The organism is Oceanospirillum sp., assembly GCF_048265165.1.
GTDB lineage: Bacteria > Pseudomonadota > Gammaproteobacteria > Pseudomonadales > Halomonadaceae > Oceanospirillum.
Map to the genome: position 1 here is coordinate 1 of NZ_JBLXCD010000005.1, position 16,806 is coordinate 16,806.

8 protein-coding genes are annotated in these 16,806 nt (G+C 46.8%); 1 reads left to right on the top strand and 7 read right to left on the bottom strand.

What is annotated here, in order from left to right; genetic code table 11:
- The 6 genes from ACN0R8_RS10810 to ACN0R8_RS10835 form a co-directional block, all read right to left on the bottom strand.
- The coding region (locus tag ACN0R8_RS10810; RefSeq protein ID WP_417597282.1) for a hypothetical protein at positions 1-612 on the bottom strand (612 nt) is incomplete at its 3' end.
- A gap of 113 nt (positions 613-725) precedes the next feature.
- Positions 726-2,114: an HlyD family type I secretion periplasmic adaptor subunit gene (locus ACN0R8_RS10815; protein WP_417597285.1), complete on the bottom strand. Its 1,389-nt coding sequence runs from the start codon at positions 2,112-2,114 to the stop codon at positions 726-728.
- Positions 2,114-5,881 (bottom strand): peptidase domain-containing ABC transporter, encoded by a 3,768-nt coding sequence (locus ACN0R8_RS10820; protein ID WP_417597287.1) that lies wholly within the window; start codon positions 5,879-5,881, stop codon positions 2,114-2,116. Before ACN0R8_RS10820 ends, ACN0R8_RS10815 begins: the two co-directional genes overlap by 1 nt.
- Positions 5,882-6,012: 131 nt before the next feature.
- Positions 6,013-7,656, bottom strand: a complete 1,644-nt coding sequence (locus tag ACN0R8_RS10825; protein WP_417597289.1) for a LuxR C-terminal-related transcriptional regulator — start codon at positions 7,654-7,656, stop codon at positions 6,013-6,015.
- Between the two features lie 6 nt (positions 7,657-7,662).
- Positions 7,663-10,038 carry an efflux transporter outer membrane subunit gene (locus tag ACN0R8_RS10830; RefSeq protein WP_417597291.1) on the bottom strand — a complete coding sequence of 792 codons (2,376 nt, stop codon included), beginning with the start codon at positions 10,036-10,038 and terminating at the stop codon, positions 7,663-7,665.
- 462 nt (positions 10,039-10,500) lie between these two features.
- Positions 10,501-13,014, bottom strand: coding sequence for a putative bifunctional diguanylate cyclase/phosphodiesterase (locus ACN0R8_RS10835; RefSeq protein ID WP_417597293.1), 2,514 nt, complete (start codon positions 13,012-13,014; stop codon positions 10,501-10,503).
- A 431-nt stretch (positions 13,015-13,445) separates the two neighbouring features.
- On the opposite strand from ACN0R8_RS10835, the gene ACN0R8_RS10840 reads away from it, so the two are divergent.
- Positions 13,446-14,375, top strand: a complete 930-nt coding sequence (locus ACN0R8_RS10840) for a LysR family transcriptional regulator (RefSeq protein WP_417597295.1) — start codon at positions 13,446-13,448, stop codon at positions 14,373-14,375.
- Between the two features lie 392 nt (positions 14,376-14,767).
- Here the strand turns inward: ACN0R8_RS10840 and ACN0R8_RS10845 are convergent, their stop codons facing one another.
- Entirely contained in the window at positions 14,768-16,645 is a 1,878-nt protein-coding gene (locus ACN0R8_RS10845) for a methyl-accepting chemotaxis protein (RefSeq protein ID WP_417597297.1), read from the bottom strand.
- Positions 16,646-16,806 lie beyond the last annotated feature (161 nt).

Below are 16,806 nucleotides of genomic sequence, written 5' to 3' on the forward strand. Positions count from 1 at the left end.
CTCTGGCTCTGGCTCTGGCTCTGGCTCTGGCTCTGGCTCTGGCTCTGGCTCTGGCTCTGGCTCTGGCTCTGGCTCTGCAGCGTTAGTGTTGCCATCGCCCTGTACAGCTGCAACAGGCGGAGTCTGAGAAGACTGAGAAGAATCCAGCGGAGTAATAAAATCACTCAAAGTGGCATCAGAGGGGATATCTGGTGACTGGGGGGCAGAACCCTGAGGTTCAAACGGGGCATTTCCCGGAGAGAAGATCTGTTCACTGACATTAAGCTGCGCACCATCGCCAAGCTCTGAATCAGGAATTAAAGCTTCAGTTTCGCTGTCAATCGGGCTAATTTTCTCAGAAAGTTCTTCCTGTTCAATGATACCTTCACTATAACTGGAGCGCAGGCTATCGCCCTGCTCCGGAACAACAGTCTGGATATTTTCGTTACCAGATTCCTGAGCTCCCCCCTTAATCTCTGAGGTATCAATACGGCTGGGATCTTTTTGCTCGCCTTCTTCCTCGCGGCTAAGAACCGTTGCCTCATCAAACAGCAGAGCCTCGTCAGAAGTTCTCTGAGTACCTGTATCTTCCTTAATACCCGACTCTTTCGGATTGCTGTTTTGATCTGCCATGATTTAAGACCTCAGGTTTTAGATATCACATTCGAATTTAACCCTCAGATAATAAAAGGCCAACTACTAAATAGCAGCTGACCAAAAGTTATATTTTTAATGACAGGAATGAATTAGCGTTCATCGAAACTATTAGATAACCCTTTAGTAATCGGGTCTGCCAAATAGGCGAGCAGTGTTTTATCGCCAGTTAAAATATCAGCAGACACCACCATACCCGGCATTAAAGGGAAGCGCGTATTCTCACTACCTAAATAGTTTTTATCCAAAGTGACCCAACCCTTAAAATAAGGCTGCTCAGATTCATCCAGGGTACTAAATGCTGAAACACGATCTAATTTACCCTTGGCATATCCGTATCTTGCAAAGTCATAACTACTTACTTTGATATTTACATTCTGACCAGGACGAACATAGCCAATATCATCCGGTGAGATACGCACCTCGGCCTCCAGTTCAACATCATCAGGCACAATCTGCATCAGCACCGATCCGGGCTGAACAACCTGACCTGGATTGTTAACGCCGAGATTAAAGACTAAACCACTGGATGGTGCCTTAACCCACAGCTCATCCAAACGGCTTTGCACCTTACTGAGCTCTTCCTGAGTTTCTGCAATCTGAGCTTCCAGTTGATCCAGCTGATCCAAAGGCTCCTGTAAAATCTGATTCTGTGTTTCATAGAAGCGACTTTTCGACTCCGCCAGTTCCTGCTGAATAAGATCCATTTCTTTCAGAATGCGCGCTTCTTCACCACGAGCAGTAACTGCAGCCCGTTCAGTTTCAAGCAATGTTATACGGGTAATAAGGCGCTTTTCAGCCATACTCTGGCGCATAGTCAACATCTGTTCTGTTAGTTTGCTATGTTCCCGAGCCGATTCAAGTGACTTACCCAGCTGCTCCATACGTGATTCACGTTGCTTTATCTGCTGATTCAGCACGTCCAGAGTGGATTCACGCACCTGAAGCTGATTCTTAAACTGCTGTTTCTGAACCGCTACCATCGAAGGGTAGTCCGCCTCATAAGTACTGAAGTCCGGTTGACGCCCGACAACAAAAGCCTCCTGGCGCTCAGCCCTGAGCTTTAACGAGGCCAGGCGACCTTCGATTTGCCGCAGATCAGATAAAGCCCGGGAGTCATCAAGTTTAACCAGAATGTCACCGGCCTGAACCAGAACACGCTCCTCCACCAAAACATCAGAAACCGTCCCTCCACTAAGGTGCTGCACAACCTTAATCTGACCAGAAGGAATAATCTCTCCTGGCGCAGAGGTAACCTCTGTTAACTGAGTAACCGATGCCCAGGCAAAAAAAGCTATTACCATAAGAATAACCAGATATAACACTGGCTTGGCATAAGAGGGTATAAGCTCATCTTCAACCTGAATGGTTTCTGATAATAACCGACGCTGCCTGGAACCCAGCGAGAGTTCAGCGCTGAGATTATTTGTATATTCGCCGACCTGAGCCTTGCGCTCTTGTTTTTTGGATTTACCGGACATTAGTTCAATCCTGCCATAATTTTGTCTTCAATTTCGGCGTAACTACCGCGCGCTGTAACCGTGCCGTTTTCCATATAGAGAATATGGTCGGCGTCTCTCAAATGACTTGGCCTTGGTGTGACCAGAACCAGTGTAACGCGCCCTCTAAGCCAGCTAATACAGCGCATCAGGGCTTCATCACCAGCATCATCCATTCCGTTACCAGGCTCATCAAGCAGAACAATAGAGGATGGCTTAAGGACTGTTCTTGCCAAAGAAAGCCGCTGACGAAATCCGTTCGACATCTCATCGGAACTGGAATCGGAAATTCGGGTATTAATACCTTGCTCCATTCGCTTAACATCCTGCGTCAACCCAGCCATACCAATGGCCCACCACAGCTCTTCTTCTGTTGCTGCCGGGTGTGCCAAACGCAAATTCTGCGCAATAGTACCGTAGAAAATATCACAGTTCTGCGGCATATAACTGATGATCGACCGCAGGTATTCTGCGTCTATCTGGCGGGTGTCAATGCCATCAATACGCAATGATCCTGCCTGAGGAGAGTGTAAACGACTAATCAAAGCCAGTAGCGTAGACTTACCTGCACCGTCCGGGCCGGTTATTCCCAGTAACTTACCCGAAGGAACCTTAAAGGTGACACCCAGTAAAACGGGGTCCAGGTGAGCGGCATACCGGAATGAAACACGATTAAAATCGATCGCACCTTTATTGACGAAACGGTTCGCCTCCGGGTTATGCCCGTCACTTTCCTGGGCCAGCTTCATCAGCTGGTTAACCTGAAACATATTAGTAGAGATACGCGACCAACTGCTTAGCGCATTAAAGAGATTCTGTAGTGGCGAAATAAGCCTCCAGGTCAGAATCATGGTCGCCATGATGGTTCCCGGGGTAATCGCCTGAAGAATGACCATATAAGCAGACGTTACCAAAATCGCCAATCCTGTCAGGCTGCCAATAAGGTGCGATACCGCAGAAATTTTCTGCTGAGTCTGCTGTTCACTGAAACCTGTATGAGCCGATGTGCCGCTAATATCACGGAAACGCTTCATCCAGACAGTCTGGCCGCCAAGAATACGAAGGCCGCGCATTTTGCCCAATGACTCATCCACCAACTCACTTTTTTTGCCTGAAGATTCAGATGCTAATTCTGAAGCACGATCCACAAGAGGGCGAGTCAGAAGCAAAAGCACAAAAAATGCAAAAATAGATACCAGCATGACGGCCCCAGCCCACGGGTTAATCAAAAAGATAACCACAAGCAGAATAATACTGGCTGGCAGATCAAAAAATAGAGTAACAAGAGGCCCTAAAAATAGCTCTCTCAGGCGCTCAAGACTTTTAATTCGGCTAATCTGACGACTAACAGAAACGCCATTCAGTGAAGAGGTTGGTAAACGAAGTACACGCTCAAAGATACTGCTACCCAGAATATATTCGATACGCCCTCCGATATACGCCAACAGTTTCCCTCTGAGGGTATTCAGAAACCAGCCGATACTGATTGCTAAGCCAACACCAAAGAGCAGATAAGCTCCCATCACAATATCGCCGGTAGGTAAAACCGTATCAAAAACAGAGCGCACAAAAAGAGAGGGAGCAATCGCCAGGCCTGTGCTAAGAAGCGTAATCAGAAAGACTAGGCTCAAATGCTTGCGAAATTTCCAGAAAAGTTCTCGAACCCAAGGGCGCTTACTTTGCTCTTCATCCGGTGGCAACGGCTGAAAAATATAGATTTCACCTTTACCCTCTGGCAATGTTTTATGGATCTCTTCTTCATTTGTCTTGCTGTTAAATACCCGGAAATCACCGTCTGAAAGTACTTCAAGGACCACAAGCGCAGGCTTCTGGTCAGGGACAAAAATACAGGGAAGCAGGCGGTTATCAAATTGCTTGAAATTATTGCCATAAAAACGGGCTTTGAAGCCCATATTAACCATAGCACCAAAGAAATATGACAGATCGATCTGATCGGCCAGGTGAGGGAGCGATTGTGCAAACTCACGCACACTCCCGCCCCACCCAAGATATCTTGCCAGAGGCAGAAGGCAGCGTGATAAGTCGGACTCATTAAAGACACGGGTTCCGATCACAGATTCCATTGCGTTATCGGCAGTAGGGCGGCTTGCCCCTGTATCCTCATGCTCATGACGGGCAAACGTAAACTCACCATCGTCTGAAACCAACTTGCCATCCTGAATACGATAGATCGTATCTGCCAACTTAACCATAGATGGTCGGTTAGCCACCATAATGATGGTCAGATCACCTTTACGGGACTCAAGATAGTGACGCAGCTTCTTATCACCTTCAAAATCCAGAGCACTGTTAGCTTCATCAAACAGCACAACATCAGGGTCGTAAGCCAAAGCCCGTACAATAGCAATCAGCTGGCGAACCCCCATAGGTAAAATCTCACTGGCATTTTCACCAAGAGGGGTCTGATACCCTTGCTTCATACCAGCAACAACCATATCCAGGCCGATCTGTTCAGAGATCTCCAGTGCTCGTGCCTCCCGGCTGGGCTCGAACATTGTCAGGTTTTCCAGGATAGAACCAACAAATACCGTACCCTGCTGTGGCAGCATGGCAATCTTCTGACGAACCGTCTCTGACTGGTATGCAGTAATCTTCTCACCATCAACCAGAACCTGACCTGAATCCGGCGTCTCAATACCATTAATCAGAGACAGAAGTGTTGTCTTACCACTACCACTGTCACCACGGATCGCGATGCACTGCCCTTTAGTAACCCCCAGATTAAGGTTTTTGAAAAGGTACGTTGTCCCATCTTCAGTCTCACTACCCAGGGAAATATTATCCAAGGCCAGCTCATTATAGACACCAGACAGAGGGGCCAGTCCAACCTCATGATCACCAGGCATCGACAAGACAGAACTAAGTCGTTTATCTCCGGCTATAAATGCCTGATAACGAAGCCAGGTACTCAACGCTTTTTGCAGAGGCTGTAACGCTCTTACCGATAACATCATGCATGCAGCAAGCGCCCCAAAACTCATGTCACCATCAAGAACAAGCATCGCTCCGAAAAAGATCACCAGAACAATCATAACCTGAGACATAACGCTGCCCAGGTTGCTTGCAAAGTTATTACCAAAGAATAAACGCTCCCCCTGGGAAGCACTATTCTCCTTCAGGCGCTCGTACCTGCGCTGCATAATACTTTCAAGCGACATCGTCTTAACTGAAAGCAAACCCGCTAAAACTTCTGTTAAAAAGCTTATCCGGCGCTCATCGTTGGTATCCCGCATAATAATTTGCTTATACATCCAACGACCGAAAAAGATAACGGCAACCAGAAAAACAAGCATCAGTAAAAGAGGAACAATGACGAGCTCTCCGGCAATAAGCCAGATAGCCCCTAAAAAGATAAAGACAAAAGGAAGATCCAACAGAACCAAAAGAGCACTGCCGGAATAAACATCAGCAACCTTAGATACCGTCTGCATTTTTTCAGCATATGCACCAGGTTCTTCTTTGCTGAACAGGCGCATAGGAATCTGAAACAGCTTGTTTAATACCTGCATACTGGCTCTGTGCTTAAATCGGGCACCAAGCCAGTTTGTAACCGTCGTGTTAATACCTTTGAGCAATTCCTCAAGCAGCATCATCATCACAATACCTATGGTCAGAACAACCAAGGTATCTATTGACTGATTTTTTAATACCCGATCAAAGATCTGCAACATACCCAACGGTAAAGCCAGAGCAAGCACATTGGTCATTAAAGAGGTAAGAACGATCACAGGAATGAGACGCCGCACATCACGTGACGCTAATATTTTGCGCAGTGACCGTATGCCTTTTATTTCAGTTTTCGGAGTATATCCGGTACCTGAATTTTGCTGCCTGGAGAATAATTTATTTTGATTCTGACTCATGAAGCTCTACTTACTACGTCGGAATGTTGATTTGGCTTAAACAGGTAATGGACAACATCTTTGACCAGAGGATGTTTAAAGCTGGCCTGTGCTTCGTCCAGAGAGAGAACCCCTAAAGCGACAGCCCGGTTGACTGCTGCTTTGATATAAGCAAAGTCATCGCACATCAGTTCTGACAGGCGAATCATAGAAACACTTTCTTTATGGGAGGCCACACAGTACAGGAGCTTCCAGTCAACACGGAATTTATCAATACGAGAGGCTACGGTAACCAAAAGTGCAAAAGATATAGTACCGGGTTCATTCATAGCCAACTCTCGGGCAAACAGAGGGATACCACGACAACGCTCAGCAAGCTCAGGACTGACATCAGCACCACTGAAAAAAGTATCCAGGTCAGACTGAGACAGGCGCTGCAGGTGAACTTTACGGACAATTAGTTCAATAGAAGGGTCAAAAGCATACGTCTGAGACTGGCGTCCACTGACTAGCAGCTTATGATGCTCAGGCAAACCATTCATATACTCAGTCAGGTCTGCACAGCCTTCATCAGTAAGATGATGTGCTTCATCAACAACAACCAAAACCGGAGTATTGTCCGGTAAGGCCCGCACAATATCCTGCCATTGGTCATAGTAACCATTGTTTGCACTATCAAGATACCCGGTGGGTAAAACCCGAATATAAGACAGGAAGTACTTTTGGCTGATCGCTTTCCTTGCAGCCTCACGACACAATCGAGACTTGCCTATGCCGTTCTCACCCTCAACGATAAGAATACTGAAGGCACCGGCAAGGAGCTTCTCAATCTCAGAAAATTCGCTTTCCCGGCCTACCAAAGGCTTATCCGTCCGAACATCCCAGTCATTAAGCGTAGAAATATCAGAGAACGCTAACTGATCAGGTACTCCATTCGGCATTGTCAGGTCAAACGCCTTCATAACATCCTGAACCGGCTGGTCTATAACCAGATATCCACCGGGAGCGCTATCCCGCAAGCGGTGCCCCCAGCTCAGAACGTGGCTACCGACTGTATCGCCGGACCAGCCACCAAAGCGGTTTTGGCTGATATTAATAAGGCCAGCTACAATGGCACCACTCAGTACCGACCCACCAGACGGCAATGATGAATCCAGGTCTAAAGGATTGCTCATAACCCGATTGACATGGTCAGCAACAAGTGTTGCCAACCTCATATCCTGGGCTGAGGATCTTTTCAGACCAAAAATAAGATCCCCTTCCCCCTCTTCACGACTTATAAAGAACGCATTGCAATCAAATGCCATTTCTGACAAGCAGGTATGAAACCGTTTGCGAGCAGCCCTTGGCTGTCCTTTGCCTATTTTCAGGCTTAAAACAATACAAGGTCGTTTTGCCATCAGGGTTTCGCCTGAAAATACCTGATCAAAACCCGACTGGTCTTTAAACTCCGCCAGACGGGCTACAGCCATTGTTCGGTTCTGAACATTAAGTTTTCTGAATATGGCTACCAGATGCTGTTTCACAGTGCCAAGGCTAATATCCAACTCACGGGCAATCTCTTTATTAACCTTACCCTGTTGCATCAGTTTCAGAATCTGATGCTGCCTGGGCGTTAACTCATCCATTGCAGATAACTCTGCAGAAGCTTTATTCGTCATATCCGGTCACTCCATGACGGGCAAGGAAATCAGCTTGCCTCCCCAACGAATATCTACACGATTTTCAGTTATAGACTCAATACGGCCTTTTCCGTATAGACGGTCGCCTTCCCGGTGATAATAAATCTCTCCACTTGGGCCACCCCAACGGAGGCGGGCAAAAAGATTACCCTCTGCACCAGATTCGACACTCTCGACTTTATAAAGAGGACGAAGCAGGTAATCTCTATTATCAAAACTGACAACGGCCCGGCTCGGGTTAACGCTTTTCAGTTTGCCATCGTAGGCAAGCCGCGCACCCACAGGAAAACGCCAGACACGGTATGAGCGATTCCCGATTAACCAAGCATGCCCTTGCTCAATTTTAAGCAATGAGTACATCTGACCAAGAGGCATCCCTCCTGCAGAAGTCCTTAACGGTGTGTTCTCAGCCACATACTCCGCTTTGTGCCGTTTTGCCAGTATCGACTCCCCTGTCTGATAGGAACGCTTTTCAGTTTCTTCAACATCAAATAATGCCGCATACCGGAAGTTTTCTTCTGGCTGATAAACAACACACCGCTGTTGATTCTGGCGAAGCATCTGGCACCACTGCTGCGCTTCTTCTTCTGAAGAAAAACCTGAAAAATTGACAGCATACCAAACAGCATCAGACACCGATGCAGTGGTCTCTTCAGCCGGCAAGCCAACATCAATAACTTCAATCAAAACAGACTCTGCCGGAGTGAGTGTTTCATAGCGCCGAGGAAGATCCCTCATCAGGGCTTCCACTGCAAAATAATCATAAACGCCAGTCAGCTTAACCAACCAGGGGCTTTCCTTCATCAGTCCAGGTTCTTTAAGCCAACCCGTTTGTTTGTATTTTTTTTTACTCACAGTAGCCGGTGAGAGCATAGCAATATCTGACACTTGCTGACCTGCGTATACCTCGCTATCTCCAGAGATATCCCGATAAGGAATTCCGCCGCCCAGAGCAGAGTAAAAATCAACAAAAGCCTGATAATATTCAAGCTCTAATTGATGCAGATTATCTTGGCGATCCTGATAAGATTGCATTGAATCCAAATACGTCAGGAAGTCGATTCCACCCACAGAGTAAGATTCAAAGCCAAAGTTCTGAGCGATCTTTGCGGCCTTGGCAGACTCACGCTGCATCGCCAGACGCTCACCGCTAAACTCAAGCTCGGCTACCGCCGTTCGGGCAGCAAGCAGACCATCAAAAACTGTGTCCACATAAGACTCAACCAGCTCATTACGCACAGATTGGGCATATTTAACTTCCTGCTCTTTAGCGCCGCCATCAAAAACAGTGGCGCTCAGCGTCGCTAATGTGCTCCAAATCAAAGTATTCGGCTGAAAAAGATCAGCAGGATTTAAAGACCCGGAACTCAGGTCCGCCGACAGCGTTAACCCGGGCAAAAGTGCTTTACGTGCAACATCAAGGTCAGCATCTGCTGCTAACATTCCAGATTCAATGGCGCGGATATCGGGACGGCGCAATACATACTCCGTAGAAATACCGGACACTCCTGATGGCAATGCAACGCTGTCCAGGCCTTCATTTGTAAGCTGTAAATATCCTGGAGCAACCCCCACCAAACGAGCTATCTGATAACTAAGTTGGTCACGTTCTTTAAGCAGTGTCGGAAGACGAACTTTAGAGTTAAAAACAGCGGATCTCTGAATCTGCATTTCAACAACGGTAGCATCCCCTTGCTCATACCTGTCCTCCATAGCCAGCAGCATCGAAGTCAGAACTTTTTCTGTTTCACGGGTATTCAGAATACGATCGTTTAAAGACAAATATTGAAAGTAACTTTTGGACAGCTGAGAAATAAGCTCAAGCAGCTGAGCATCATACTGAAAAACGGCCTGTTTCAACTTAAGCTCAGCGGAAGACCGTAAAGCACTTCTTTGCCCCCACAGATCAGGGCTGTAGCTTCCGGTAAGCCCGACTTCAAACTCTTCCGAGGTATTAATATCACCGCCGACAGGAACCGTCCCTAAACCATCTTCAGGGGCTTCTGCCTGATAGCTGGTTTGAGCCGTCACCGAAGGCATACTACTGGCTCCCGCCTGCACCGCCCTGGCTTTGGCCTGCACAACCCTTTGCGCGGATATCTGCAGATCCTGACTATTGGTGATCGCCCGATCAATCAACCATTCCAGCTCTTTATTGCCGGTAAAGCGCCACCAAAGGTTAAAAGCGTCACCATTTGGGACATGGATAGACGGTGTCTTTCGATCAAATGGGGAATCATTGCTTACCGATGAAACATCGTCGGCCAGCTCAGGAACAGCAACAATATCATCACTCAATTCATCAGGCACAGAAGAGCAGCCGACCATAAACAGAAAGAGAATGAGCAAATAGTTACGCACTAGCACAAACGAACCCCAAAACGTTAAAAAACGTAGTTCACATACCTGTGTATCTGAGACTTAATCTTAACTCAGCCAATTGAGCGCCATGATTCGGAGCCAATCAATGCTAAGGTAGAAGTAACTATCAAGCCATCAGAGACGTTTAAATAAATTAATCCCAAAAAAGGGAGGTCACTGCCATTGTCGAATGAACTTAAGTATATACAGTACCAAAGCATTTGTTAACAAATGTAACAGAAGAAAATCCCCTATATGTACATTTGGATTCTGACCAAAGGCCACTTTATCAAGTTTTCCTTACCTTTCAAAAAGCAACCGGCTGATTTAAAAGAGAAAAAATATGAACTGAGCGCCTAATTAAAAACATCTGATCAGGGGCTCCCCAGACACGTTCTGATAAAAATAAAAGATCACCAGATACATTGGCTGCTGTACGTCTGCTGTTGTACGTCGAAAATGTCAAGCCTTACTACTTCGGCAGTATGCTATCAACTGATCAAAAGTAATCGGCCGGGAAAAGTAATATCCCTGAACTTCATCGCACTTCTCTGCCGAGAGAAAATCCAGTTGAGCCGCTGTCTCAACCCCTTCCGCAGTCAAAGCCAGTTTAAAGTTCTTTGCAAGGCTGACAACGGCCCTTGTTAAAGCAACGCTATTGCTATCACAGGGCAGCCCATCCACAAAAGATTTATCGATCTTAATTCGTGTTACCGGCATACTCTGCAGTGTATTCATTGCTGAATAACCTGTACCAAAATCATCTATCGCAAGACGAACACCTCTATCGCGGAAATACTGTAGTCGCTCCCGGGCTTTTCCTGGCTGACGGGCAATATAGCTCTCTGTAATCTCCAGCTCCAGCGCATATGGGGCAATTCCACTCTCTTGTAAAACCCGATCCAGAACAGAGGGGAAAGCATCATCATCAAGCTGAACATTAGACACATTGATACTGACATGATCCAGTCTGACGCCAAGCCTGGAAAGCTCCATATAGTCCTGGCAGCCCTGCACTAATACCCACTCCCCTAGCGGGACAATAAGTCCAAGCTCTTCTGCAAGAGGAATAAACCGGGCCGGAGAGACCAGACCAAGACATGGGTGGTGCCAACGAATCAAAGCCTCAACGGCAACCACTTTACCGGTATCAGCAGAAACCTTAGGCTGGTAATACAACTCAAACTCAGAAAAATCTTTCAGCGCGTGTCGCAGTGCACTAGCCAGCTCAGCTTTTTCATTAACCTGTGCGGACAACTCTTTCGAGAAAAAGCAGAAACTGTTCCGGCCGTTTTCCTTGGCTTTGTACATTGCGAGATCAGCATACTTCGTCAGAGTAATGCTATCCTGGCCGTCTTCAGGAAAGAGCGTTATGCCAATGCTTGCAGAGATATTAATCTGCTGTTCGCCGACAGTGAAAGGATGACTGAGCAATCTGATAATTCTGCATGCGACAACTCTGGCATCTTCTGCTGAGCGAAGGTTCTCGATCAAAAGATTAAACTCATCGCCACCGATACGGGCCAGGGTTTCATTTACTGAAAGGCTACACTCCAACCGTGAGGCAACCGCCTGTAATAGTTTATCGCCTACATCATGACCCTGAATATCGTTCACCTCTTTGAACTGGTCCAGGTCAATAAAGAGAATTGCTGCAGAGCTGTGTAATTGGCCTGCTTTTTTAAGGGACTCATCCAGAAAGCGCGACCAGAAACGGCGGTTGGACAGACCGGTCAGCACATCATGATCCGACAAGTATTTCAGCTCTTTCCGGGACTTCGTCAGAGAACACTCCCGCTCACGAACAGTACTGGCCAGTACGTTAATACTCTCAGAAACCTGCTGCAACTCGTCACGACTCTCAAGCACGTGGGTTGGTGAGTAATCACACTGTTGAATTTTGAGAATCTGAGACACCAACGCATCCAGAGGTCGCCGCAGACTACGCACCGTAATAAAGCGAATCCAGAAAAGGGCAAAAAGGACAGCAACAAGCAAAAGCACAAACAGGTGGGTTCGATTCTGACTCAGAACTTGAGTTAACTGGTGACGTTGCATACTAACGTTAAAAAAAACTCGACCGTCAAGAGTATCCAGATACATGCTGCTATAATAACGCTCAGGCCCTTCGAAAATACTGAACACCTGCAAATCGTCGCGCAGAGGCCCGATATTTTCGACACCGCCAGCGGGGTCATCTGAAAGGATAAAATCCAGATTCATATTACCGGAAAGGGCAGTAAAGTAACCCTTACCTAACACCCGTGACATCTCAATATGAGCAATGGGACTATCAGGTTTTTTGTCTGAAAGACTCAGATGTGAAGTAATTGCTAACCCCTCTACCGAGCGGTGCAGCGTCAGATGAGTACTATTCTCTACAACCTCATCCGAATAAAAATTCACATGCTGGTAATTAATTCCGTCAACATCTATGAGAGACCAGGGCACTTCCGAGTAATGCAGTTCAGACTCATAGCGCCGGAAAAGGGTCGGCTCCCCCTTTCTGTAAGAAATAATATTCAAATGAAAGCCTCTGCTGTTATCACGAGCAACATAAGCGATGACTTCCATCTTACGTCCATAAAGTACTATAGAGTCGTTAAAGGAAAGCTTAACCTTATTCAGTAGCTCCTGAGCTAAAGCTTTCTTCTCCTGATCCGGCAGAAAACTTGTGTAGTGTTTCCTATCGTCATAAAGGTTGATCAACTTCAGAGAAGCCAAAGCCGTCTCATCAGCTTTAAGAAAAGCAACGCCATCATTCAGGCTTGATTCGATCTGAGAAAGATTGAAGTTTAAACGCTCAAAGCTGTAGGCCATCCGGGTTCGGGTCGCATCCAGAAAACTGGTACGCAAGAAGTAATCAAAGTAGACACCTAACCCTGTAATGACAATAACAGTCAGCATCGCCACCCAGAATGCTAAGCGGTTAGCCAGTCCATTTCTGCGGACAACAGAATCTTTAGCAAAGATCATCAGTCAGCATCTTCTCCATTTTCAGCAGATCAGCCATGATACACAGGCCGTGATTTCTCATGTTTCATTGCAAGGCCCGTTTTTCTCAGCAGATGGAAGCACTTGATCGTACCATACTCATCTGCTCCCTATATAAATAACCTCTCAGGCAGTTACTTTATACACCTCAGCAGTCATCACCAGGAAGTTCTGTAGGAGTCTGTCAGAAAAACAACGCCCGGGCTTTAGCCATGACAAAATATCAACATATTCACCACCCGCTGAAACATTAAGAAATAAATAAATGCTATCAAATGCAAGACGACCCAGAGCATCTGCCAGCCCGGACTCACAGTACATCACTCACCGGTTTACTAAAGATTGAGATTAAATCTGGTAAAGTGCGCCTTGCACTATTTAGAATCGGCGTAAACTTACCCCTGAACAATTGAGTGAACAACTGCGTGCTAAAAGACCTGAACCTGAAGCATCTCTATTATTTCTGGGTTATTGCAGAAACAGGATCTATTGCCAGAGCCAGTGATCAACTGGATCTGGCCCCTCAAACCCTGAGTGGCCAACTCTCCGCCTTTGAAGCTAAAACCGGTGCCCTTTTCAGCCGTAAAGGTCGTGGCCTGAAGCTAACGGCCCTGGGAGAAAAAGTCAGAGACTATGCAAATAAAATTTTCGCACTGGCCGGGGAACTGGATCAGGTATTGCGTAATCCGGATGACAACCAACCCATCAGGTTTTCTGTGGGCTTTTCTGCTTCCGTTCACAAAATGATCGCTTACCGGCTTATTCAGCCAGCACTTGAATGTGGGCAACGGCTGCAATTAAAGATTGTCAGCGGAGACCTGACTGACTTGCTGCGCAGCCTGAAACGACAGACACTGGATCTGGTCATTAGCGACCAACCCATTACACCGGATATGTCAGCGGGTATTGGTGACCTTCACCCGAAGCACCTGCTCAGCTCTCCCCTCTCCATGTTTGCAGCCCCAAGACTGGCTTGGAGTCTGCGCCAAGGCTTCCCTTACTCACTGGACGGGCACCCTCTGTTAACCAACGATACGGACACTCAGTGGTTTTCAGAACTGTCCTTCTGGTTGAAACAGCAGAAAATTGATATGAAGGTTCAAGCAGAAATTAATGACAGTGCTCTGATTAAAATTTTTGCCCGGGAAGGTATGGGGATATTTACCGCTCCTTCCGTTATTGCCGATGAGGTCTGCCGACAATATTTGGTGGAAGAAGCCGGTGAAATTCAGTCCGTTTCGGTCAGCCATTACGCAGTAACCCGAACACCAGACCCAATTCATCCCGGTATAAAAGCAGTTTTGGCCGCATCCGGGCCTGGTACTGCCGATAAAAAGAGATGATTTATTGATACCCTTGGTGATTACTCATCAATACAGGGATAGAAGATCCACAAAAATTACAAGGTTTTACGAGAAGTAGCAAACAAACGGGTAAAACCGACCAATCATCGAAAAAAACAGACAATTGAAACGAAAAAACCTGTTTTTCCTGATCATTTAATCCGTCACTCTTACGCACGTTGCTGATGCGGAAAACGCTTTTGCTTTTTACAAGCAACGGTACTGATTCGTAATCTGAGGTAACACAGCAAGGCACAGATCCTTCTCGCCCGCCCGCGTTACAGCTTATCCAAGCTGATTATATGGGGGTTTGTGCCTTGCTTTACCTCAGAATGCTGACACATTAGCCCTATATCTCTGAGATATCTTGGTAATGATATTCCTTCAGATCATCAACGATTAGCTAAATTTTCCACTGATTTAAGCTCAATCTCAAATTTGGCACAGTGCTGCTGATACATTGTCTCCAGCTCCAGCTCACCCTTCAGGTTACCCGGCTCATCTTTATAGCCAGCCTTACCTTGCACCGGCTGCCCTTGCCAGCGCTGTTCAATCTGATTTCGTTCCGGACGACTACTGAACCAACGAATAAAGCGGTTTGCCTGTGCCAACAATCGATAGCTGGATGCAGAAGCGGAAACCGCCATGGTGTAGTAAAAAGGTTGCAACTCCGCATGCCCCGGAAGAATCTCAATCTTTCCATACCAGGGGCTCTGAGGATTTTCGCACGCCCAGTAATAAATTGGCAGATCCACCCCAAAGGCATCAACAATCCCATCCGACAGACAGTTATGAATCCGTGACTGATCCGAGTATGCGATCAGGTTGTCCAGAACGACCTTTCCGCCAGGCTTACTGGCATTGGCACTCCAGCGCAGATTATTATCTTCCAGCACCTGAATAGCTGCAGGGTCATTGATCACACCCAGTACTTTACCGTTCAGGTCATTCAGCGTCTTGATTCTGCTATCATCTTTGCGCCGGGCAAGGACAAAATGCAGATAGGTATATGCATCGGAATAAGCCAAATTTCCATACTCAGCAGATGGCGGCAGTGCACTGATCACAATATCCGCCGGAGGTTCTCCAAAGCTCTTGCCCGCACTGAGCAACTCAGTGCACATATCCCAGGGAGCTTCAATAAACTCACATTTCACCCCCAGATAGTCTGCAAACGCCTGAGCATAGTCCACATCCAGCCCTTTCAACGGTTCACCTAAGCGTTCCCGAAAGGATAAACCGACAAAATTTGGCTCAATGGCAACCCGTAAGATACCCCGCTGGAGAATATCATCCAGCTGGTCATGGCCCGGGTCAGGTACCAGATAAAGTTTTTGACTGATCCGGTCAAAAGCACTAACCGCCTGATCGATCTCGCCATTGATCAGGTCAATTCTGTTCAGCCCTTTGCTCATTTCACCGGCAACACTACTAATATGCAGGCTCTTATCATTAATGCGCTCCATCGCACCGGTACTTAACTCCAGTGTTTCAAAAATCACACCGGTATTCTCCATCACCGTACCAATCTGCTGTTCGATGGACTGAAACAGAGTCGTCAACTGATGACTGGAGTTTTGAATGGTATCCACAAACTCCGATAACCGCGCCATATTACTGACACGGACATTATTCAGCTCATCGTTAACCGATGTAAAATCTAATTGAGCAGCTGCCTCCTGAACCTGCTCCATAGTAACCGCAGCCAAACGACGGACTTCATCAGCCACCACAGCAAAACCTCGCCCTTGCTCCCCAGCTCTTGCAGCTTCAATGGATGCATTCAGCGCTAACAAATTAATTCCTTTGCCAATATCCTCAATACCACTTAGCACTGACGTTACGCTACTGGCCTTCTCTTGCAAAACCGTGGAGATCTGACTAAGCGTTCCATTGAGCGCCTCATTAACCTGATTCACCTCATCATCCATCAGGCTTTGCATAGAGTGGACGGTACTGTTTGAGCGGTTAAGGTGATCTTTAGCCTGATTCAACTCATCATCCAGCTTATTTGCCCGCTGCCGCACTTCAGACAAAAAGTTATCCTGAGCTTCCAGTGCCCTGAATACCTGAAGAGAAAGTAAAGAGGTGTGTTCACTGACTAACTGCATTGCACGGTAAAAACGCTTACTTTTCTGGAGATGCTCAGGATCAGGGATAGCAGCCTCCAGACAAGACTCTAATTCCGGGTCAATCATGTCACCTGTATCCAGTTGAGCATCATTGGTACGCGAAAAAGATTTAAATACAGATCCGAGCCTTTTTCTCATATTCCAAGTCCTGTAAAAGGTGGGCTTAACAATCAGGTGTTACAGAGATAACAGCAATAGCTATGCCAGCGTCGCAACCCCTTATAAACGCTGATGTTTCAGGTTAACGCCATCCTATTAACTCAACCTCTGCCAACAAAATGCACGGCCTGACATTGGCT

Bases quoted from the DNA above. Each gene is read 5' to 3' on its own strand.
- ACN0R8_RS10815 (WP_417597285.1), bottom strand. From the start codon at position 2,114: ATGTCCGGTAAATCCAAAAAACAAGAGCGCAAGGCTCAGGTCGGCGAA.
- ACN0R8_RS10825 (WP_417597289.1), bottom strand. From the start codon at position 7,656: ATGACGAATAAAGCTTCTGCAGAGTTATCTGCAATGGATGAGTTAACG.
- ACN0R8_RS10835 (WP_417597293.1), bottom strand. From the start codon at position 13,014: ATGATCTTTGCTAAAGATTCTGTTGTCCGCAGAAATGGACTGGCTAAC.
- ACN0R8_RS10845 (WP_417597297.1), bottom strand. From the start codon at position 16,645: ATGAGAAAAAGGCTCGGATCTGTATTTAAATCTTTTTCGCGTACCAAT.